This is a genomic window from Parafrankia sp. BMG5.11, assembly GCF_004337455.1.
The window spans coordinates 1-21,212 of the sequence record NZ_SJXI01000085.1 but is presented as its reverse complement, the minus strand read 5'-3'; the positions used below and the strand labels follow the sequence as shown (position 1 = coordinate 21,212).

Genomic DNA, 21,212 nt, shown 5'->3' with positions numbered 1-21,212 from the left:
CATCGGGAAATCCACGGTAGGCACGCCCGGACCGACCGGCGACCCGAGCCCTTCGACCGCGTTCCCGGAACAGGCGCATAAACGGTATTCGGTGCCGCGGAAAAGTGGGTCCTGCGCCGGCAGCTCGTCGTCCGCGGCGGTGCCGCGCCGGTCAGCTCGACGAGATCGTGGCCGCCGACGTGGCGGCCGACGTCGCGGCGGTGATCGCGACCATGGCCGCGGCCGCCTCGTCGAGCACCTTCTTGACCGCGGGCGTGACGGGCGTGTTCCGGGTCGCGGCCTCGATGCGCGCACGGGCGTGGTCCCGGCCCGACCTCTCGGGCGCGACGACCTCGAGGAGCCGCGACGGCCCGGACAGCGCCAGCACCGTGGCGGTGCGCGGGTCCATCGACCCACCGTCGGACGCCGCCGCCCGGACCCGGCGCAGGACGTCCTCGCGGGCCCGGGTCTGGCGCACCCGGTACCTGGTGACCGGGAAGAGCAGGACACGGCGGCGGTCGCGGGCCAGCACCCTGCTCTCGACCAGGCCACCGACGACCCTGTCCCAGGTGCCGTCGAGCGCCTTGTCCAGCGCGCGGATCTGGTCGGCGGCGCGCTTCACCTTCCTGTCCCCACGCATGCGGTCAAGGTGGCGGCTGGCCTCGGCCAGCAGCGGGTGCCCCGGCGCGGGCCAGACCGGGACGAACCGTTCGCCGTCCAGCTCGACGCGGCCGTCGAGGGCGAGCTCGGCGATCAGCGCGTCGCTCATCCCGACTGTCACCGCCGCGCGGGACGAGTTGACCGGCTTCCCCTTCTCCGGGTCCAGTGCGAGTAGCAGCAGTTCCTCCGCGAGCAGCACGCCGGCCTCCTCCCCGCCGAGACCGCGGACCACGCGACGCCGACGGCGGTCGGCCGATGGGCACGCGAGCCGCGCCGCGCGAGGTGTCTCGACGTGACATGTCTGTCCTGCCAGCTCCGGGCCTACCCAGCCGCCGGCGTTTCGATCGCGCACCGGGGAGCGGACATGCTGGCGCAGCCCGGCGGAACCGCTACCGTAATCGTCCATGCTCGCCGTGTTCGGGTCGCCGGGTCGATATGTCCAGGGTCGGGATGCCACCGCCGCGCTCGGGCCGGAAATGGCCCGCCTCGGCCTGACCGGCCCGGCGGTCATCGTGACGAGCGGGGCCCCGCTGCGCCTGCTCGAGGACACCTGGCGGACGAGCCTGGACGGCGCGGGCATCCCCTACTCCGTGCACCTGTTCGGCGGCGAGTGCAGCGACCAGGAGATCGACCGGGTCGTCTCGGCGGCGCGTGACCCGGAGGCGACGGTGATCGTCGGTGCCGGTGGCGGGAAGGTGCTCGACACCGCCCGCGCGGCGGCCGCCGCGCTCGACGTGCCGGTGGTGACCTGCCCGACGACCGCGTCCAGCGACGCACCGTGCAGCGCGCTGTCCGTCGTGTACTCCCAGGACGGGGCGTTCGAGCGGTACCTGTTCTACCCACGCAACCCGGATCTGGTCCTGGTCGACACCACCGCGGTCGCCGCGGCGCCGGCCCGCCTGCTGGTCGCCGGGATCGGCGACGCGCTCGCCACCTGGTACGAGGCCCGTACCGTCGGCGAGGCCCGGCGCGCCAACCAGCTCGACGGCGCGCAGACGGCGACGGCCGGCGCGCTGGCCGAGCTGTGCCGACGCATCCTGTTCGACGACGCGGCGGCGGCGATCCGCGCGGTGCGCGCCGGCGCGGTGACACCGGCGCTGGAGCGGGTCGTCGAGGCGAACACGCTGCTGTCGGGGCTGGGCTTCGAGTCGGGTGGGCTGGCCGTGGCGCACTCGGTGCACAACGGCCTGACCGTGGCCGCGGAGACCCACCGGTATCTGCACGGCGAGAAGGTCGCGTTCGGGCTGATCGTCCAGCTCGTGGTCGAGGGACGGCCGGAGGAGGAGCTGGCCGAGGTGCTCGCGTTCTGCGGCGGGGTGGGGCTGCCGCGCACACTCGCCCAGGTGGGGCTGGCGGATCCGCCGATCGAGCTGCTGCGCGGCATCGCCGTCCGGGCGCTCGCCGACGGGGAGACAGCCCACAACGAGCCCTTCGACCTCGACCCGCCGATGATCGTCGACGCGATCCTGGCAGCCGACGCCGCCGGCCGGGCCAGCCGCTGACCCGAGTGTCACCGCGGTGGCCGGCCCGCCGACGAGGGCCGTCACGTCCATGTGGCTGTAACGACGGCGCGGCCGTCACCGCGTGGCGCGGGCCGTCGCGAGGTCGTGGACGAAGCTCAGCTTGTCCAGCACGGTGGACGTCAGGACGAACGGGTAGAGATCATCGAAGCCCATGCTGCGGTTGACCGCGTTGAGGGCGTAGGTGAGCGGGAGCCACTGGGCCGCGATCTCGTCGAAGCCGGCCGTGGCGCGGCGGGCGGCGGGCGGCAGGGGCGCCGGCCGGGCGACGAAGCGTTCCAGGTCGACACCGAAGCGCCTCGGGTCCGGGCCGTCGGTGCGCAGGCCGTACTCGGCGGCGGTCTGCAGGGCGTCCATGATGTGCAGGTAGTGGGCGAAGGTCTCGGCCCAGTCCTCCCACGGGTGCATCGTGGCGTAGGCGCTGACGTACCGCTCGCTCCAGGCCCCCGGCGCCCCCTCCTTGTAGTGGCGTTCGAGGGATTCACCGTAGTCGGCGCGGTCGTCGCCGAAGAGCTGGCGGAATCGTCCGGTCACGGCCGGGTCTGCCCCGACGAGCCTGGGCCAGTAGTAGTGGCCCGTCTCGTGCCGGAAGTGGCCGAGCAGCGTCCGGTACGGCTCGCCGAGGCGCGCGCGGACGCTCTCCCGGTGCGCGTCGTCGGATTCGGCGAGATCCAGGGTGATCACCCCGTCACCGTGGCCCGTCACGACGTTCTCGTAGGTGCTGCTGAGTAGGTCGAACGCCAGTCCCCCGCGGGGGTCGTCGGCGTAGGAGACGACCGGCAGCCCGAGGTCGAGGAGCTGGAAGACCAGGCGTCGCTTGGCCGCCTCGGCCCGCACGAACAGCTCGGCGGCGGACGTGTCCGCGTCGTTGGGGCGGGTGCGGGTGAGCCGGCAGGAGGCGCACAGTTGCCCGGGTGGCGGCCCGGCCGCGCCAGGGGCAAGCTCGACGAGCCAGTTGCAGCCGGCGAGTTCCATGTTGCCGCACCGCCGGTACCGTGGCTGCTGTGGCTCGGCCGGGACGGACCGATCTCCTCCAGGGGCCCCGGCGGGCGCGGTGATCTCGGCGGCGAGAGCCGCCGCCTCGTCGGCCACCGCGGGCCGCTCCCGGAACAGTCCGTCGCCGGCGTCGACGAGGGTGATCAGGCGTCGCGCGGATGGTGCCACCCCCAGCGCCGACCCGCAGCGCGGACACGTCGAGTTCTCGAAGAACACAAGCTGGCCACAGTAGGCGCAACCGAAAGCCAGCATGAGTGATCCGTTTCGAGAGGAGTCCGCGCGGTCTGGTGATCCCGCCATCCACTACCCGACCCACGCGGCGGGAACCGCCCGCGGGGCCGGCTACCAGGCGAGATCACCGGCGGCACGACAGCATGTGACGGCGGCGCGACACAGGTCACGGACGACCCCATAGCGGAACAATCGCAAGGGGCGGCTATCCTTGACAACAACATTTGGATCCTCTACGGAGGCCGACCAGAGGAGGTGGCCGCTGTGAGTCCTGGCGGGTGCTCCAGTAACAGCCGCTTCCTGCTGGTGGACGCCGGCTGACGATCGGTCCGCGGCGGATGGTTCCGTCGGCGCGGCCGCCCCTCCTCGTGGCGGCCGGCACGGCCAGTCAGTCCAGCCCGCGTCCATGACGCCCGGGGTCAGGTGATCTCCCGGGTTCCTTTCCGGCAGGTGCGGTCGATCAGCGACGTGTCGACCCGGGCCGCGATGGGATTTCTCCCGCGCAGCCTGCTCTGAAGTGCGTATCGGCTCCGTCCGTTCGCGACGGCCGAGCGCGGAGGGGACCTCCTATGAGCATCAACACCGCCAGCCGTCTCGCGGCACGCCGGGGAACCGGATCGGACCGGCTCGACGTCCCGGTCGCCGGCCGATCTCCACTGATCGCGGGCCGGGTGGACCGCGAGACGATCAGCCGCGGCGCCGAGACCATCGCGCGCTTCCTCGGTACCGGCCGCTACCTGGCCATCCAGACCTGTGTGGTGATCGTCTGGATCGCACTCAACATCGCATTGCCGCTCATGCGCTGGGATCCCTACCCGTTCATTCTGCTGAACCTGGCGTTCTCGACCCAGGCGGCCTACGCCGCCCCGCTGATCCTCCTCGCGCAGAACCGGCAGGACGACCGGGACCGTGCCTCGCTCGCGGAGGACCGGGCGGCGGCCATCCGGATGCGTGAGGACACCGAGTTCCTGGCCCGCGAGGTGGCGGCGCTGCGCCTCGCCCAGAGCGACGCCGCCACACGGCAGTACGTGCGCGGTGAGCTGACGAACCAGCTCGAGTCACTGCGTGGTGACATCGAGGCGTTGCTCCGCATGGTGCTCCAGCCCACGGCACCGGCGGCGCACCCCCTCGCGGCCACCCCGAACGGGTCGGCGCAGCGCCCCGCGCGCGGCGGCGTGGCCTGGCCGTCCGTACCCGGTACGTCAACAGTCGCGACACTGACAGTGGACGAGCCCGCACACGCACACCCGACGGCGTCGGCGGATGCGCCGGCGGATCACGCGGGTCAGGACACCGCGACCGTCCCGGAGCCGGCTCTGGTCGTCGTCCCGGCGCCGGGCGCGCTCTCCCCGGACGGGGCAGCCACACAGGGCCATCTTCTCGTCCCGGCGCGAAGTGGTTCGCGGGCCGGACGAAAGGTACCCATCCGACCGACGCGAGCACGAATCCGAGACACGTGACACGACAAACTCACCGGATGAAGATCGACCGGTAACGTTCGGTAGGTGCATGCCGGCCGGACGCGTCGACCCCGATCCGGCCCGCTCGAGCGCCGCACCGATGAGGACGCTCGGGAGGGTCTCACCCCGCCCGACCCGCACCACCCCGATCCGCGACGTACCGATCCACGACGTACCGATCCGCCCGAGCGTTTCCGCCGGGTGGTGAGCGCCGCGGTGGGGCTGGCCTCGGCCCTGGTCCTCGTTCTGGGCACCGCACCACCGTCAGCTGCCATGGCCGGGGGCGATCCGCTGCCTGCCAGGAGGCCGCCCGCCCGCCCGCTGACCGCCGGCACGCTCCCGGCCGGTGCCCTCGCCGTCGAGCCGCTCGCCGCGGCCTCGACGGCGACCGGGGCGTCCGGGACGGCGTCCGCCGGTACGACATCGTCCACCGCGGACGAGGCCGGCCCGGCGAGCGCCGGCGGAACGGCGGCGGGCATGTCCGCCGGTACTACCAGCACAGCAGGCACAACTGGCACGGCGGGCGCCACCGACCAGGCGGACACCGCGGAGGCCACAGACGCCGCGGAGACCACCGTGCCACCGCCGGCCGGCATCACCGCCGAGGCGTGGCTCGTCGCGGACGCCGGCAGCGGCGCGATCCTCGCGGCGCACAACGCGCACCTCCCGGACCTGCCGGCGAGCACGATGAAGATGCTCACCGCGCTGACCGTGCTCCCCGGGCTCCCGCCAGACCGTGAGGTGACTATCAGCGACCAGGCCGCCCAGGTGGACGGCACCCGGGTCGGGCTCGTCCCCGGCGTCCGCTACACCGTGCGCGACCTCGCGACGGCGATGCTGATCGCGAGCGGCAACGACGCCACGGTCGCGCTGGTGGAGGCGGCCGGCGGCCGGGAGGCCGTACTGGACCGGATGAACCGGCTCGCGGCCTCGCTCGGCGCGTCGGAGACCGTCGCGGGCGATCCCACCGGTCTCGACGCCCCCGGTCAGCACACGACGGCCCACGACCTGGCGGTGATCGGGCGGGCAGCGCTCAACGACCCCATCGTGCGCGGCTACCTGACCATCCCGCGTGCCTCGCTGCCGGGCCGCGGCGACGAACGCTTCGAGATCGCGAACCACAACACCCTCATCGGCAGCTACGAGGGCACCATCGGCATCAAGAACGGCTACACGGTCGCCGCCGGGGCGACGTTCGTCGGCGCGGCGACCAGGAACGACCGGACGCTCATCGTCTCGCTACTGCGCACGGCGCCGGCCTACGGGACGGACGCGCGGGCGCTGCTCGACTGGGGCTTCGCGCACGCGGCCGACGTCCGCCCGGTGGGTCGGCTCGCCGGGCCCTCCGACGTGACACCAGGCGACCCGACCACCGCCGGTGGGGCCGTGGCCCCCGGCGCCGCACCGGGTGACACCGGCGAGCGCGCCGGGCGCGCCGACAGCCGCGGCGCCGGACAGGACGGCGGCAACCCGCCCGGGCGGGCCACCACCGGCGACGCCGGAGACGTGGGCGCCGTCACCTGGACGGCCCTCGCCGTCACGGTCGTCGCGACGGCCCTCACCGTGTTCGGGCGGGTCCGCCGCCGGCGCGGCGTGGCCGGGAGGGCCACCGGGCGTACCACCCGCTCCGGCAGCGGCAGCGCGGGCCGGTGGGATGCAGCGGGCCTCGGGCAGTCCGGCGGACGGCGCGGACGCTCCACGACCCCAGGAGAAGTTCCGGGTAGAAGAGGCCACCGAAGAGGCACCAACAGGACGCGGCGGGACAGCGCGGCGGCGCGGGCCCGCCGGGAGCGGCAGAGCGTCGTCGAGGAGTACCAGGCGACCCGCTCCGCCGCGTCGGCTCCCCGGCCGCGCACCGACGCCAACGGCCAGCGCCACCTCGTTGGTCTGCCCTCGCTGCACCCCGAACCGGGGCGGAGCCGGACCGACTCGTCCCGCACCGACACTCCACCGTTCGGCACGGCCCGCTCGCCCCGCCCCTGAACCCGCCCAGTCCTCGAGCTCCCCCAGCCCTGAGGCCGCCCGCTCTGAGGCCGCCTGGTCCCTGAGGCGTGGCGCGCCGGTCAGCGCCCGACCGGCGCCCGGTCCGCCGGGCGCGCCGCGCCGCGCCGCCAGGGCCATCGCGGTCGCCAGGAGCGGCCGTCCTCGTCGTCCTCGCCGGCGTGGCCATCGTGGCCATCGTGATCGTCGTGGGTGCTCCGGTCGTCACGCCAGGATCGCGCGGACCGGACGGCCGGCGGCTCGGGGGCAACGCGGTCCCCCTCCGGCCCGGGCCCGTCCGCCCCGGCAAGGTCGGGGCCCGCCGGGTCGGCCGGGGCGGTACCGGACGGGTGGACGTCCGACGCGTACGGTGCCGTCACCGCCCAGGCGGCGACGAACAGCATCCAGCGCATCACGATGTTGATCCAGATGAGCAGGCCGACCATGACCGCGAAGATGCCGTAGACCGGGTTGGACGTGGTCTGACCGACCAGCCAGGTCCCGAGCAGCTTGAGCAGCTCGATGCCCACCGCGCCCAGCGCGGCCGCGCGCAGCACCCGCTGCCGGTTGGTGCGCTCCGGCAACCGCCAGAAGATGTAGACGAACACGGCGGCGTCGATGGCGAGCGCGACCACGAGCGCGAGCAGCCCGGTGGCCCAGGCGGCGGCCGTGCTCCCCTCCAGCCCGACCCAGCGCAGGAACACCCCGGTCGCGGACGTCGCCAGGCTGGTGACGACGAGCGAGGCGAGCAGGGTCAGGCCGAGACCGGTGAGGATCGCGATGTCCCGCAGGCGCTGCACGATGAAGTTGCCGGTCTCCAGGCTCTGGTGCCAGACGAGCCGGATGCTGTCGCGCAGCGCCGAGACCCAGGCCAGCCCGGCCAGGAGGAGACCGGCGAGACCGATCAGGCCGGCGCCGACCTTCGCATGGCCGATGGTCGAGACGTCCAGTCTGTCGGCCAGGCCGGGCAGATAGTCGTTGATCTGTTCGGTGAGCTTGGCCTGGGCGTCGGGATAGGCGTCCACGACGAACCCGGCGATCGAGAAGACCAGCGCCACGATCGGGAAGAAGGACAGGAAAGCGAAATATGTCGTGGACGCGGCGAGCCGGTCACCGCCGTCCGACGTATAGCGACCGTACGCACGCACCGTGTGGTCAATGAACGGGCGACGGCGCCGCACCGCGCCCGCGGCGCCGCTCACCGTTCCCACGCCCGCCTTCACCGCTTCCCGTGGTCCTGTCACCTCGGTCTGCCACCCCCGCCCGCGAAGGGAAAATGACGCAGCTGGCGCCAGGCGCAGTCATCGCCGCGTTCGTAGAGCCCGAAACCTGTCACCTCGAACTGCGCCCGATATTCGGCCAGCAACTCAAAGGCACGGTCCAGCGACTCCTCGTCGACATCGTGCGCGACCGTGACATGCGGGTGGTACGAGAAGCGCACGGGACGGTCCAACGGACCAGACCGGACGGCCTTCTCCAGAAGTTCGCAGCAGGAGATTCCCATGGCGAGGGTCACGAACACCACCGCGGACAGCGGCCGGAAGGTGCCGGAACCACGCAGATGGATCACGAACGGCTCGGCGCCTCCGGCGACCTCCGTCAGGTGACGCTCGACGGCGGGGAGCTGGGAGGCGGGCACTTCGGTCGGGCCGAGCAGCGTGACATGCGGCACGATGAGGGCCGCATTCGGATCACCGAGCCGTTCCCGCCAGTCCTGGAGCTCGGTCCGGAAAGGTTCCGGAACACCGATCGCCACGCCTATGGACCGCACGGAGTCCTTCACGTCACGCGGATCCGGCCGGGCCACGGAAGGGCCGACCAGCGGTCGCGGGACGAGCTCTGCCGACCAACCATGGCGCCATCATGGCCCACGAGACCACGCTGTCTTCTCCGGACCAGGGTTGACATCAGTGCGCGACCGCCCGAGGACAGAACAGGCATCGCGGCGGCCGCACCCGGCGGGCACCCGAGGCGGTCACCCGATCACAGGACGAATCCAGCCGGCGGGCCTGTGGCGCTCAGGCCGTCCGGGCCACCTCCAGCTCAGCCAGGACGTCCGCGGAGAGAACCGGCCAGGCCGCGCCCGCCCAGTCGCCGAAATCCCGATCGGTCAGTACTACGCACGCGACGTTCACCGCTGGGTCGACCCAGACGAAGGTTCCCGAGCGCCCGAAATGGCCGAAAGTCGCAGGGCTGTTGGTGGCAGCCGTCCAATGCGGGCTCTTGGTTCCGCGTATCTCAAACCCGAGGCCCCAGTCGTTCGGGTGCTGCGCGCCGAAACCCGGAAGCACCCCCGCAAGGCCCGGAAAGGCGACCGAGGTCGCCGCGGCGAACGTGGCCGCGGAGACCAGGCTCGGCGCCAGCAGTTCCGCGGCGAACGCGCCGACATCCGCCAGCGTCGCCGTCACCGCATGCGCCGGCGAACCTTCGAGGACGGCCGTCCCCATTCCCAGCGGCCGGAAAACGGCCTCCGCCAGGTAAACATCGAAGGGGATGTCCGTGACCCGCTCGAGATGACGCCCGAGCTCCTCGAAACCGGTGTTCGAGTAGATGCGGCGGGTGCCCGGGCGGGCCATCACCCGATCGCCCGAGAACGCGAGACCGGAGGCGTGCGCGAGCAGATGCGCCACCGTCGACGACTCCGGGCCGGCCGGCTCGTCCAGCGCCAGGGCACCCTCCTCGATCGCGACGAGCACCGCGTAGGCGCTCATCAGCTTGGAGACCGACGCGAGCCGGAACCGGACCGTCGGATCGCCTGCCACGCCGACCTGGGTGGCCACGGCCCGGGGGCCACCGGCACCGGCCGCACCACCGGCACCGCCCGTGCCCGGCGACCGCAGCACGACGGCCGCAGCCGTCCGCACGGGCCACGTGTCCAGCTGCCTGAGCGCATCCATGTCCGGCACTCTACGAACTGCCGGCCGACCGGTGCCGGGACGCCGGCTGCCACACTGGCTGGCGTGCCCATCCACGCACCCAGCCCCGTCCACGCCGCCGTTCCCGGCACCGGGAACGGGCCGCCGGTAGACCTGCTCGTGGTGGGCGGCGGCCCGGCGGGCAGCGCGGCTGCGCTGCGGGCGCTGCAACTGCGGCCCGACGCCCGGGTCGTGATCGTCGACGCCGCGGACTTCCCCCGCGACAAGACCTGCGGGGACGGCATCGCACCGCACGGCGTGGACGTCCTGCGCGCACTGGGCATCACCGACGCGACCAGCGGGTACCGCCCGGTGGACCGGATGCGCCTGCGCACACCTGGCGGTGCCGAGGTCGCCACGCCGTCCGAGCGGGCGACGCACGTGATCCCGCGGGAGGTCTTCGACGCCCGCCTCGTCGCCGCCGCGCGCGCCCGCGGCGCCGAGTTCCTCCGGCGGCGGGTACGCTCGCTGGAGGTCACCGCCGGCGGCGGGGGCGAGCCGGTGGTCACCGTGGACGGCGGCGTGCTGCGCGCACGGGTCGTCGTCGGCGCGGACGGCGCGAACTCGACCGTGCGCCGGGCGCTGGGCATCGCACCGAACCCGCCCGAGGGTCTGGCGATCGCCGTCCGTGCCTACGCGGACGCACCCAAGGACGACCGCCCGCCCGAGCAGCTCATCGAGATGACGGACGAGGGCTGGCCGGCGTACGCCTGGTCGTTCCCGATCGGGGACGGCCGGGCCAACATCGGGTACGGCATGCTCCGCTCGCGGCTGCGCGCGGCGGGCACGACACCGAAGGCCGTCCTGCACGGGACGCTGGCCCGGCTGCTGCCGGACACCCCGGCCTACGAGGGCACCCTGCGCGCACACCACCTGCCGCTGTCCACGCACCGCCCACGGCTGCCGGACGGCCCCGTGCTCCTCGCCGGGGACGCCGCGTCGCTGATCAATCCGTTGACCGGTGAGGGCATCTACTACGCGCTGCTGTCGGGATCGCTGGCCGGCCAGGCGGCGATCACCGACCCGGGCCCGGCCGCCGGGCGGGCCTACCGACGCGCCCTGGACGGCGAGCTGGGCAGGCACCTGCGGCACACGTCGCTGCTCGCCGGGCTCGCCGGCCGCCACCGCCCGCTGATGGACGCCGCGGTCCGCTCCGCCAGCCGCCGCACCGAGCTGTACGACAGCCTCGTCGAGATCGGGCTGGGTAAGGGAACGATCCCGGCCGGGTCACTGGCCCGGCTCGGGCTGCGGCGTGTGTTCACCGCGGCGCGCTGAGCCCACCCGAACTCGCCCACGCTCGCCCTCACTCACCCACCGGACCTCACTCACCCACCGGCCCATGCTCACCCGCCGGCCCAGCGGGCCCGCAGGGTCGGTGGTCCCGGAGGTTCCCGGGGTCCGAGCGCGTCCTGTGGGTGCGTGGGCCGGCGGAGCGAAAGCTACCGGCTGGTCAGCTGTCGGCTGGTCGCCGCCGCTACAGGCTGGCGACGTCCGCCTGCTTGGCGCGCACGGCCTCGGCGGCCGTCTTGAGCGCGGCGAGCTCGGAGCCGGTCAGGTCGATCTCGACAACCTTCTTCACGCCCCCGGCGCCGATCTGCGCGGGCACGCCGAGGTAGACGTCGGAGATACCGAACTCGCCCTGTACCCAGGCACAGACCGGCATGACGGCGCCGGAGTCCTCGGCGACCGCCTTGACCATGCGGGCCGCCGCCGCGGACGGCGCGTAGTAGGCCGAACCGGTCTTGAGCAGCGCGACGACCTCCGCGCCTCCGTTGCGGGTCCGGTTGACCAGCTCCTCGATCTTGTCCGCCGGGAGGAGGTCGCTCAACGGCTTGCCGTCGACGGTGCACTGCGAGGGCACCGGGACCATCGTGTCGCCGTGCGAGCCCAGCGTCAGGGTCTTCACCGACGCGACCGGCACGTTCAGCGTCTCCGCGACGAAGTCGGTGAAGCGGGCGGTGTCGAGCATGCCCGCCTGGCCGAGCACCCGCGAGCGCGGGAAGCCCAGCACGTTCGCGGCGAGCGCGGTCATCTCGTCGAGCGGGTTGGAGACCACGACGACGACCGCGTCCGGCGACGTCTTCGCGATGCTCTCCGACACCTGACGGACGATCTTGGCATTGACCTCGATGAGGTCCATCCGGCTCATGCCCGGCTTACGGGGCAGGCCGGCGGTGATGACGACCACGTCGGAACCGGCGGTGTCGGCGTAGTCGTTGGTCCCGACGACCTTGGTCTCGAAGCCCTCGATCGACCGGGACTGATTGAGGTCGAGCGCCTGGCCCTGCGGCTTGCCCTCGACGATGTCGATGATGACGACCGTGTCGAAGATGTTGTACTCAGCAAGTCGCTGCGCGGTCGTCGAACCGTAGAAACCGGCCCCGACGACAGTGACTTTTCCGGGCATTGGACTGATCAGCTCCCCAGTATCGCGATGATCGCGTCGACGATCTCGGCGGTGCCCACGGCGGGGTCTTCAGGCGCCGGCGTAGTGGTCGCAGGTGACCGACGTGCCCTCCTGGCGATCTCTTCGGCGACGGGCTGGCCACCCCACAGGGGAGCATCGGTCAGCTCGGGCCCGGTGCCGCCGCCGAGGATCAGGGCTACGTGACGGTTCGCCATAGGCGCGCTTCGCCCCGCTCATCTGTGCACGGTTGTCCGATGACCAGCCGAGGCTATCGCGCGAGTCGGATCCAGGGCACGGGTCGGCGACGTGCGCCACGCCCGCTCGGGCCGGCCGTGCGCAGCCGCGCACGGCGTTCGCCGGCGGCGTCGTGCCAGACCGTGACCCCAACAGCCGCTTTCGGTGGACGGGTCGGGTCAGCCACCGCTGTACGGCACGGTGGAGGTGAGCACGATCACAGCCGTGCCCAGCACGACGAGGGTCACGGTGTCGAAGACCCGGCCCCGCACGGCGAGCATCCCCACCTGCCGGGTGGGAAGGCACAGCCGCAGTAGGGCGGCCACAAGAAGGACACCGCCCGCGGTGAGCAACCCCCGCCGCCAGTGGTCCTGTGAGACGAAGAGCAGGCCCAGCGCGACACCGCCGAGGATGCCGCCGAAGACGATCCGGCCGAGGCGGCCGCCGGTCGCCGATCCCGCCGACCGGCGGCGGGACGGCCGGCCCGCGCCACCACCGGCTCCCGGCTCAGGGACGGGCCGACCTTCGGCACCCGCGGGATCAGCGGAGCTGACGAGCTGACGTTCAGTGAGCGGATCGCCAGCACGTGAGTGGTCGAGGCGATGGTCCACGACGCCGGGGCCGTCGGTGTGGTGCGGCTGCGCCCATGGGCCCGCCGGCGGGCCCTCTCCCGGCGGCGGCCAGCCCTGCGAGGGCTCCCGCCGCTGCCGCCGGTCCGAGCCCCGGTCCGCGCCGCCGTCCGCCGGACGTCCCCAGCCCGGCCCTTCATGGCCCGGTCGCTCGCCGGCCTGGCGGCCGCGCCCTGGCCTGCCATGGTCCGGTCGCCCACGCTCCGGCCATCCGTGATCCGGCCGTTCGTGGTCCAGGCGCTCGTGATCCAGGCGCTCGTGGTCCGGGCGGCCGCGCCGCGGGGCCGCGGGCTCCGGGCGCCACGCCTGCGGTGGCCACGCGGGCGGGGGCCACTGCCCGGTGTCCCGCTCGGAGCCGGGGTTGGCGGCCTCCTCGGAGCGCCACCGCCCGGAGTCCGGTTCGGACGGTTCCCCGGCCTGGATCTCGGAAGGCCACTCGGAGTGCCGCCCCTCGGCCCGCCGGGCGCCGCCGGCGCGCGCGCCGCGCTCCCGATCAGGCCGACCCCACGCACCCGGGACCGTCTCGGTCACCTGCTCTCCGCCTCCTCAGGCCCGCCCCCGCGCGCGTATCCCCCGCGCGCGGGCTACTGAGGCCACACAGTAGGCGCCGGCCGTCACCCGGCGGGCAGCCGCCCGCCGCCCGGGCCGGCCCGGACCGCCGGTCCACGGGGTCGCCCGCGGGCCCGCGGGCACCGCCGCGCTCATCCCGTACGGAGCCGGGACGACCGGGGACATCGTGGCCGGTGAAGGGCCACATCGCCTGGTGGTGTTATCAGGCTCGCCACCGGGGATTGATCGAGGAGTTCTGGACAACCGGCCGGAGCTGCGCAGCCGCGTGCTCCGGCATTGGAAGGGGGAGGTAACCGACAGTGGACGGGCCGAGTCTGCGGATCGAACGGACAGGTGAGGTCGTCGAGCTGACCGAGGATGTGACCACCGTGGGTCGCGGGCCGGGCGTGCACGTCTCGCTCCCGGACGCCAGCGTCTCCCGGTTGCATGCCGAGATCGTCCGCCGCGGGCCGTACGTGTATGTGGCCGATCTCGGGCTGTCGCGCAACGGCACCCGGGTGAACGGGCGCCTCGTCGGCCGCAAGGTGCTCGCGGACGGCGACGTCGTCCGGTTCGGGGCGGCGGGGGTGCGGGTCCTGGACGAGCGGCCCGCCCTGGTGCCGGAGGAGCCTGCCCGCCTCGCGGACCAGAGGCTGTCGCCGAGCGGAAACGGCGTCCGGGACGAGGAGCCACCGGGCCTCACCGGCCTGGAGGGCCTGGCCGGCACCACCGCCGGGATGCGCATCCCCGACCCGCCCGACCTGACGCGCCGCGAGTGGGATGTGCTGCGCGCCCTGTGCCGGCCGCTGACCGAGCCGGGGGTCTTCGTGATGCCCCGCTCGGCGCGGGAGATCGCCCGGGACCTTGTCGTCACCGAGGGGGCGGTCAAACAGCACCTGCTCCGCCTGTACCGCAAGTTCGGGATCGCGCCCGGACCGAACCGCCGCGGGCGCCTCGCCAACGAGGCCGTCCGGCTCGGTGTGGTGCGGCCGATGGACGATGCGATGGCTCCACCGGGCTGACCCGTTCGAGGCACCCCGCGATCGAGCCGGACACCTGAGACACAACGGGATCACTCTGCCTCGAAACCGACCCTGCTGGCCACGGAATCGGAGGATACCCCTTGCCACAAGGACTTCTCCCTCCGAACCCCGGACCGCCAACACTACGGACACATCCCAGAGAATCCACACTGGAGGGTATCGACACACTCCACCACCAACGGGATAGACCCCCCGAGTGCACACGTCGTGCGCGACTGGGGGAGACTGCCGCCGCGGTCCCCAAATGGTAGGGAGTTCGACGTGGCAGACGATTCGCCGCACAGCAAGAAGCTTCAGGAACTGATGTTCCGGGCGTGGGAGACCTTCGGCGACGCGCGTCATCTCGACAGCGACGACCGGGTCTTCGTGCAGGCGCTCGCGCGCCAGACCGCCGACCGGATCTCCGTCCTCTACGGAGCGAGCTGGCGAGAGGCGCTCGACTGGGTCGCGCAGCGGTACGTGCCGACCGCGGACCTGCCGGGCGGCACGACCCCGGTGTCACCGAACGGCGCCGCCGCGAACGGCAGCCCGACCGTCAGCCGCCGCGGTACCGCCGCGGCGGAGGTCGGCTCCACCTCCTGACCGGGGTGGGCAGCGCAACCTGATCACCCCGCGGGGACCGATGTCGATCCCCGCGGGGTGACGGCGCCGGTGCGCCGGGCGTCAGCGCCGACGCTCCCGTGCGACGTGCGACGTGCGACGTGCGACGTGCGACGTGCGACGTGCGAGCGGACCACGCCCGGTGGGCGACGCTCCGCGGACGACGCGGTGGGCCACGCTCAGTGGGCGGCGCTCAGTGGGCGAAGTGCCGGACACCGGTGAAGTACAGCGCGACACCGGACTCCCGCGCGGCCGCGATCACGAGATCGTCGCGCACCGAGCCACCCGGCTCGACAACCGCCCGCACTCCCGCGTCGGCGAGAACCTGGAAGCCGTCGGGGAACGGGAAGAACGCGTCGCTGGCGGCCACCGAGCCCTTCGCCCGGTCGCCGGCGCGGGTCACGGCGAGGCGCGCCGCGTCCACCCGGTTGACCTGCCCCATGCCGACCCCGACGGTCGCGTTGTCCGCGGCGAGCAGGATCGCGTTCGACTTCACCGAGCGAACCGCGCGCCAGGCGAAGCCGAGGTCGGCGAGGGTGCTGTCGTCGACCGGGGCACCGGCCTCGAGCGTCCAGCCCGACGGGTGGTCGCCGGGGGTGTCGAGCGCGTCCCGTGACTGCAGCAGCATCCCACCGCTGACCTGGCGCATCTCGACCCCGCGCGAGTGGGTCGGCGGCGCGCAGACGAGCAGGCGGATCGACGGCTTGCGGGCGAGGATCTCGACGGCCCCGGGCTCGTAGTCGGGCGCCACGACGACCTCGGTGAAGATCTCCGCGATCTGCTCGGCGAGCTCCACACTCACCGGGCGGTTCACCGCGATCACGCCGCCGAACGCCGACACCGGGTCGCAGGCGTGGGCCTTGCGGTGCGCCTCGGCGACGGTGGCACCGACGGCGATGCCACACGGGTTGGCATGCTTGATCACCGCGACGGCCGGGTCCGCGAAGTCGAACACCGACCGCCAGGCCGCGTCGGTGTCGGTGTAGTTGTTGTAGGACATCGGCTTGCCGTGGAGCTGGCGCGCGGACGCGAGCCCGGGGCTGCCGTCCTCGCCCACGTACAGCGCGGCGCGCTGGTGCGGGTTCTCGCCATACCGCAGGACGCTGGACCGGTGCCACTGGGCCGCGAGGACGTCCGGCCAGCCCGTCTCACGGGCGGTGTCGTCGGGGGCCAGCGCGCTGGCGAACCAGGAGGCGACCGCCGCGTCGTAGGACGCGGTGTGCGCGAAGGCGCGGGCCGCCAGCCGGCGCCGGGCGGGGAGGTCGTAGCCGGACCCGCGAACGGCCGCGGCCAGGTCGCCGTAGTCCTGCGGCGACACCACCACGGCGACCGAGGCGTGGTTCTTCGCCGCCGCCCGCAGCATGGCCGGCCCGCCGATGTCGATCTGCTCGATCGCCTCGTCCTCGGTCGCGCCCGAGGCGACGGTCTCGCGGAACGGATAGAGGTTTACGACGAGCAGGTCGAACGGCTCGATGTCGAGCTCCGCCAGGACGGCGGCGTGCTCGGCGTTGCGCAGGTCCGCCAGCAGACCGGCGTGCACTCGCGGGTGCAGCGTCTTGACCCGGCCGCCGAGCACCTCCGGGAAGCCGGTGACCGTGCTGACCGGGGTGACCGCCACACCGTGGCGGGCCAGGACCTCGGCCGTCGAACCGGTGGAGACCACCTCGACCCCCGCCTCGACGAACGCGGCGGCGAGCTCCTCCAGACCGGCCTTGTCGTAGACGCTCACCAGGGCCCGGCGCAACCTCCGGTGGCCCGTCGCCACCAGCTCCGCCGAGCCCTCGGCCGGCCGGCCGCCGGCCGGGCCGGCGCCTGCCGCGCCCGCCGCACCCGCGACCCCGCTCGTGTCACCAGGCCCCGCGCCCGTGCTCGACTCCCCCGCCATGACCCCTCCTGAACCTTCCACGATGCCTCCGTCGGCATGATGTTTCTCTGCGTGGACCCCACCGGAATGGCTCCCGCCGGCAGGGCCGGCGAGTGCCGGCCCACCGCCCGCGCGGGCGGGTTCCACCTGATCACGGCCGGCGCTCGGGCCGGCAGCGAGCACCGGGCCGATCGCCGCCTCCCCCGTTCCTGTACTACCCGCACTACCCGCGCGTGCGCCCGCCGGCGGGAGCTCCCGCCGGACGACACGACCGATGACGGCCACGAACAGCCGCCGTTCCACCGCCTGGATGCGTGCCCGCAGCGCGTCCTCGTCATCCGTGGGCTCGACCGGGACGGCCGCCTGGTCGATCACCGGACCGGTGTCGACGCCCTCGTCGACCCAGTGCACGGTCACTCCGCTGACCCGGACGCCGGCGGCGAGCGCGTCGCGCACGGCGTGGGCGCCCGGGAAGGCCGGGAGCAGCGAGGGATGGGTGTTCACCGTGGGGAACCGGCCGATCACCTGGCTGCCGAGAACCTTCATGTACCCGGCGAGGACGAGCAGGTCCGGCGTGTGCTCGGCGATCCGCGCGGCGGTCGCGTCGTTGAAGGCGGCGCGATCGGCGCACTCCTCGAGCCGCACCGTGAACACCGGTACCCCGACCGCCTCCGCGCGCCGCTGCGCACCCGTGTCCGGCCGGTCGGTGCCGACCGCGACGACCCGCGCGCCGAAGGCCGGGTCCGCGCAGGCTTCGAGGACAGCCTGCAGGGTGGTGCCGGCCCCCGAGGCGAGGACGACTAGGCGAGCGGGCACAGGACCCTCCGTGGGTGGTCGGCCGGCCGGCACCGGACCGGTCGAGAACTCGGCCGCGCGCGGACACGACCCACGGCGGCAACTGTCCGAATGTACTGACCCGGTGGCTCACGACACGCCGGACAAGCACGGCGCGCACCACGCTCGCCCGCGGCCCGGACCGGACCGGACCGGGTGTCATGCCGCGCGGCTCGGGACGAGGGGCGCCCCGGGGGCGTCCTGATGCATCATCACCATGACCGGCGCGCGCACACAGTCGGTGTTCCCGTCGTCGCCGCCGTGGCACCCACCGCAGAAGGGATCGGCACACTCGCCGGCGCACGGGGACCCGAGGGACGGGGATGCGGCGCACGGCGATGCGGGGCGCGGGGCGCCGGCCGGCTCGGTGGAGCCGCCGGTCGGCGCGGCCAGCGGCTCCTGTTCCTCGCCCGCGGGGGCGAAGGAGCCCTGATCCTGGTGGCGATACCGACTCAGACCACGGCGGGGGCCACGCTCGGACGGCACCCGCCCGGGGAGCTCGTCCAGGTCGTCGTGATCCGTTCCGTCGAGCAGGTCGCCGGGGCGGCAATGGTAGAGCGCCGCGAGCCTGGCCAGTGTGCGCGCCGAGGGGGCTCGGCCGCCGCGGGCCGGCCAGATCTCCCAGTACGAGATCGTCTTGCCCGTCTTGGTCGCGCCCGGCCCGGGCCAGCGCTCGTTCCAGCGCCGAGCGACCTCCTCCTGCGTCCAGCCATGGGCCAGGCGGTACGCGACGCGCGCGTTGAGGCGATGACGTAGGCGCAGCTCCAGGGCGATGCGCTGGTATGTCCAGCCCAGGGCGCGCAGCCGGGTCGCCTCGACCCGCAGCGCCTTCGACGTGCTCGGCATGCACCCTCCCACGGTTGATCAATCGGGGAGACCGTAACGGACGGGGCCGACATTCCGGTCCGGCACGGATCACGCCCGCCCGACTCCTACGATGTCGTCCGAGAACATCCACGGCCGGCCGCGGAACCGAGTCCGGAGCCGGCCGGCAGGCGGCCGGGAGGCGCAGGAACCGTGTCCGACCACTCCCACCAGGACTCCGACCAGGGCTCCCGCCAGGACCGTGCCCGGGACTCCGCCGGCTTCACCGAGCCAGCCGCACACCCTCCGTCGGGTCACAGCGAGGCAACAGGGCCGGCACCGGCCGGCCCGTTCGCGGACCGCCTGGCCGCTCGGTACGGCCGCGGTGCCGGCCGGCCCGGCCGGGAGCCGGTGCCCGGGCGCCGAACCGGGCGGATCTCGCTGACCCTCGGGGTGGTCGCGCTGGTCACCAGCATCGCGGTCGTCGGCGGCGCCGTCGGGATCGCCGCCATCGTGACGGGAATGCGGGCCCGCGCCCACGCCCGCCGAGGCGGGACCGGCGGCGGCATGGGCACGGCCGGGCTGGCGCTCGGCGCCCTCTCACTGCTGGTCGCGGTCACCGTCGCCGGCGGGACGTGGGCCTTCTACGAACGGCACGGCGACGACCTGCACCGCTATCAGGAATGCCGGCGCGAGGCCCGGTCGCCCCAGGCGCTCGACGAGTGCAGCCGCCGCTTCAGCGAAGCGCTGCGCACCGAGCCGACCTCGAACGGCTGACCGGCACGCCGCGCCACCATCTCGGCCAGGCAGCACACCACGACGCCCACCACGGCCAGCTCTCCCGCGGCCGCCAGCCCCACCGACCATCCCGTCGGCCCGAAACGGCCGGACGCGTCGCCCAGCCGGCCGGCCGACAGGTGCGCGGTGAACATCATCAGCACCCCGCTGAGCCCCGCCGCGGCAAGCACCGCCGCCAGCCGGCGCCGGTGGCTGATCTGCCCGGCGCAGCGGCGCACCGACACCGCGAGCATGATCCCGGCGACGACGGGCACCAGCGCCAGCACGAGCCAGCCGGGCCGTGGCAGCGGGCCGGGCGGCAGCGCGGCGAAGACCGGCAGGTCAGGCAGCATCGCCGGGTGCACCGCGTCCGGCCGGACGAAGCCGCCGCCGGTACCGAAACCCGGGCCGAGCGTGTACGCCAGCGCCCAGATGACCAGGTTGGGAAGCACCGCGAGCTGGACGGCGGCCAGCCCGACGCCGCCGACCACGCCGGTGCCCAGGCCGCGGTCGGCCGCGGCGATCTCGGGCAGGGTCGCGGCCAGGACCAGCGCGACCCCGAAGGCGGACGCGCCCAGCAGCGCGGTGAACGAGGTGAACGCGGCCGTGACGGGCACCCTGACCATGCCGGGCAGGGCACGCCAGACCGACCGCAGCGCGCCGTAGCCGGAGAGGGCTCCGACCGACGCGCCGGTCACGCTGAACGACAGCGCGCCAACGACGACGGTGAGCAGATCCGGGCGCGCGGCCGGCGCCGACACGACGAGCGCGACCAGCAGGACGAAGACCGTCTGGGTGACGGCGACGAGTGCGACATCGCGGCCCAGCGCTCGCCAGGGCGGCGGTGTCCCGGCCCGCGCTGACCGGCCCGGGCGCAGGCTCGACGGACGCAGGCCGGCCGAGCGCAAACCCCGCGCGGGCGGCAGCCGCTCGAGATTGCCGGTCGCCAGGCGGTGCGCGGCGGTCGTCGCCGCGAGGAGGGGAAGCAGCGCCAGCCCCACCGGGAGGAAGTCGACGGTCCCGCCGGGCAGGTGGATGGTGGCGCCGTGCGCGAGCAGCCACAGATCCGCGCCGACCCGTGCCGCGGTGTCCGGGCCGGCGGACGAGCTGGTGTCCGTTCCCCACACGACGAGCACGACGAGCTCGATGACGACCAGCCCCACGGCGCTGGTCGTGACGGCGCTGACGACCGGGCGGCCGAGTCGCCGCCAGGCCCGCGGCGGCCCGCCGGCGGCCTGCTCGGCGTCGGCGGTGCCGGCTGCGTCCGCGGCGGGCTCACGCCCGCGGACGGCCCCGGTGAACGCGCCGGAGTTTCGCACGGGAGCACCCACGCTCGGCAGGCTCGCACGGACGGAGGACCACTTCCGGGACAACACGCCGAGATATACGAGAACGACCCAGGTCGGTAACAGGACACGCCGGTCGCACCGCTCCGGCCGGCCAGGCCGGTACGATCCCGACCGCCGCCGCCCCCACCTGAGCGCTAGGGCCTGTTCTGAGTCTGGATCACAATCGGGGTGTTCATCCTTCGTTCGGGTGCTTCGGCTGGTAGCACAGTGGTATGACGCGTGGTGATCTGACCGATGGTGAATGGGAGTTGATCGAGCCGTACCTCCCGCTGGGGGCGTCCGGACCGATCCCTGACCTGCGCAGCTATTTCAACGCGGTGATGTGGAGGTTCCGTACCGGCAGCCCCTGGCGGGACGTGCCGAACAGCTACGGCTCCTGGT

Annotated in this window: 19 protein-coding genes; 8 read left to right on the top strand and 11 right to left on the bottom strand. The window is 73.7% G+C overall.

The window, feature by feature from the left end:
- Positions 1-151: 151 nt before the first annotated feature.
- Positions 152-838, bottom strand: coding sequence for a GPP34 family phosphoprotein (locus tag E0504_RS41130; protein WP_112108681.1), 687 nt, complete (start codon positions 836-838; stop codon positions 152-154).
- Positions 839-1,043: 205 nt separating this feature from the next.
- On the opposite strand from E0504_RS41130, the gene E0504_RS41125 reads away from it, so the two are divergent.
- On the top strand, positions 1,044-2,141 hold the full coding sequence (locus E0504_RS41125) for a glycerol dehydrogenase (RefSeq protein ID WP_112108652.1): 1,098 nt from the start codon (positions 1,044-1,046) through the stop codon (positions 2,139-2,141).
- 75 nt (positions 2,142-2,216) lie between these two features.
- Here E0504_RS41125 and E0504_RS41120 read toward each other — a convergent pair whose 3' ends face one another.
- Entirely contained in the window at positions 2,217-3,407 is a 1,191-nt protein-coding gene (locus E0504_RS41120; RefSeq protein ID WP_131627061.1) for a putative zinc-binding metallopeptidase, read from the bottom strand.
- A gap of 548 nt (positions 3,408-3,955) precedes the next feature.
- Between E0504_RS41120 and E0504_RS41115 the strand changes: the two genes are divergently transcribed.
- A complete protein-coding gene (locus E0504_RS41115; RefSeq protein WP_131627059.1) occupies positions 3,956-4,846 on the top strand; it encodes a DUF1003 domain-containing protein in 891 nt (296 codons plus the stop codon).
- Between the two features lie 204 nt (positions 4,847-5,050).
- Positions 5,051-6,829 (top strand): D-alanyl-D-alanine carboxypeptidase family protein, encoded by a 1,779-nt coding sequence (locus E0504_RS41105; RefSeq protein WP_306769324.1) that lies wholly within the window; start codon positions 5,051-5,053, stop codon positions 6,827-6,829.
- An 80-nt stretch (positions 6,830-6,909) separates the two neighbouring features.
- On the opposite strand, the gene E0504_RS41100 is transcribed toward E0504_RS41105, so the two are convergent.
- The 3 genes from E0504_RS41100 to E0504_RS41090 all read right to left on the bottom strand — a co-directional run bounded on the left by E0504_RS41100 (position 6,910) and on the right by E0504_RS41090 (position 9,723).
- Complete coding sequence (locus tag E0504_RS41100) at positions 6,910-8,070, bottom strand: YihY/virulence factor BrkB family protein (protein WP_112106547.1); 1,161 nt, start codon at positions 8,068-8,070, stop codon at positions 6,910-6,912.
- A complete protein-coding gene (locus E0504_RS41095) occupies positions 8,067-8,609 on the bottom strand; it encodes a 2'-5' RNA ligase family protein (RefSeq protein WP_112106550.1) in 543 nt (180 codons plus the stop codon). Before E0504_RS41095 ends, E0504_RS41100 begins: the two co-directional genes overlap by 4 nt.
- Positions 8,610-8,844: 235 nt before the next feature.
- Complete coding sequence (locus E0504_RS41090) at positions 8,845-9,723, bottom strand: serine hydrolase (RefSeq protein WP_071066090.1); 879 nt, start codon at positions 9,721-9,723, stop codon at positions 8,845-8,847.
- Positions 9,724-9,792: 69 nt separating this feature from the next.
- Here E0504_RS41090 and E0504_RS41085 point away from each other — a divergent pair, with 69 nt between their 5' ends.
- Entirely contained in the window at positions 9,793-11,016 is a 1,224-nt protein-coding gene (locus E0504_RS41085) for an NAD(P)/FAD-dependent oxidoreductase (RefSeq protein ID WP_235014029.1), read from the top strand.
- A 199-nt stretch (positions 11,017-11,215) separates the two neighbouring features.
- On the opposite strand, the gene mdh is transcribed toward E0504_RS41085, so the two are convergent.
- The 3 genes from mdh to E0504_RS52795 form a co-directional block, all read right to left on the bottom strand.
- Positions 11,216-12,148, bottom strand: a complete 933-nt coding sequence (gene mdh / locus E0504_RS41080; protein WP_071066091.1) for a malate dehydrogenase — start codon at positions 12,146-12,148, stop codon at positions 11,216-11,218.
- 8 nt (positions 12,149-12,156) lie between these two features.
- On the bottom strand, positions 12,157-12,363 hold the full coding sequence (locus tag E0504_RS41075; RefSeq protein WP_071066092.1) for a hypothetical protein: 207 nt from the start codon (positions 12,361-12,363) through the stop codon (positions 12,157-12,159).
- Between the two features lie 198 nt (positions 12,364-12,561).
- Entirely contained in the window at positions 12,562-13,542 is a 981-nt protein-coding gene (locus E0504_RS52795) for a DUF3017 domain-containing protein (RefSeq protein WP_235014027.1), read from the bottom strand.
- A gap of 338 nt (positions 13,543-13,880) precedes the next feature.
- On the opposite strand from E0504_RS52795, the gene E0504_RS41065 reads away from it, so the two are divergent.
- Both E0504_RS41065 and E0504_RS41060 read left to right on the top strand, forming a co-directional pair.
- Entirely contained in the window at positions 13,881-14,582 is a 702-nt protein-coding gene (locus E0504_RS41065) for an FHA domain-containing protein (protein ID WP_112106545.1), read from the top strand.
- A gap of 282 nt (positions 14,583-14,864) precedes the next feature.
- On the top strand, positions 14,865-15,185 hold the full coding sequence (locus E0504_RS41060) for a hypothetical protein (protein ID WP_071066094.1): 321 nt from the start codon (positions 14,865-14,867) through the stop codon (positions 15,183-15,185).
- A 211-nt stretch (positions 15,186-15,396) separates the two neighbouring features.
- Here E0504_RS41060 and purH read toward each other — a convergent pair whose 3' ends face one another.
- Both purH and E0504_RS41050 read right to left on the bottom strand, forming a co-directional pair.
- Positions 15,397-17,883: a bifunctional phosphoribosylaminoimidazolecarboxamide formyltransferase/IMP cyclohydrolase gene (purH, locus tag E0504_RS41055; RefSeq protein WP_131627053.1), complete on the bottom strand. Its 2,487-nt coding sequence runs from the start codon at positions 17,881-17,883 to the stop codon at positions 15,397-15,399.
- Positions 17,884-18,060: 177 nt separating this feature from the next.
- The gene (locus tag E0504_RS41050) at positions 18,061-18,747 is read right to left on the bottom strand and encodes a helix-turn-helix domain-containing protein (protein ID WP_131627051.1); all 687 of its coding nucleotides are present in this window, start codon (positions 18,745-18,747) and stop codon (positions 18,061-18,063) included.
- 171 nt (positions 18,748-18,918) lie between these two features.
- Here E0504_RS41050 and E0504_RS51575 point away from each other — a divergent pair, with 171 nt between their 5' ends.
- Positions 18,919-19,482, top strand: coding sequence for a hypothetical protein (locus E0504_RS51575; RefSeq protein ID WP_071066096.1), 564 nt, complete (start codon positions 18,919-18,921; stop codon positions 19,480-19,482).
- Here E0504_RS51575 and E0504_RS41040 read toward each other — a convergent pair.
- On the bottom strand, positions 19,383-20,801 hold the full coding sequence (locus tag E0504_RS41040) for a DUF6350 family protein (RefSeq protein ID WP_131627049.1): 1,419 nt from the start codon (positions 20,799-20,801) through the stop codon (positions 19,383-19,385). The two genes, E0504_RS51575 and E0504_RS41040, sit on opposite strands and share 100 nt — an antisense overlap.
- Before the next feature lie 242 nt (positions 20,802-21,043).
- Between E0504_RS41040 and E0504_RS54610 the strand changes: the two genes are divergently transcribed.
- On the top strand, positions 21,044-21,212 hold a 169-nt coding region (locus E0504_RS54610), incomplete at its 3' end, for a transposase (RefSeq protein ID WP_131627047.1).